This is a genomic window from Cedecea sp. AS113 (assembly GCF_037152415.1).
Lineage (GTDB): Bacteria > Pseudomonadota > Gammaproteobacteria > Enterobacterales > Enterobacteriaceae > Cedecea.
In genome coordinates, this window is sequence record NZ_JBBCMI010000079.1 from 1 (window position 1) to 223 (window position 223).

The following is a 223-nucleotide window of genomic DNA, read 5'->3' on the forward strand; positions in this document are numbered from 1 at the left end:
TCAGTAGTGCATCGCCGCTGCCCGCCATCATGCCCGCCAGCGTGCTGATACCGCCTCCCGGCGTATAAAGCTGGCGTATCAGGCCCTGACTGTCCGGCGTAAATAGCCCGGAACGGAGAAAGTGTTGCTGAAATTCACGCTGAACGTAGAGAGAGGTTATGGCATGGCGGGAAGTGCTGCCGAGGCTGTTGCTGCGGGTCTGGTCATGCTGAAACTGGCTCAT

Annotated in this window: 1 protein-coding gene; it reads right to left on the bottom strand. The window is 58.7% G+C overall.

Annotation, left to right across the window (positions count from 1 at the left end; all coding sequences use genetic code 11):
* On the bottom strand, nt 1–223 hold a 223-nt coding region (locus WFN87_RS24265), incomplete at both ends, for a hypothetical protein (RefSeq protein WP_336983989.1).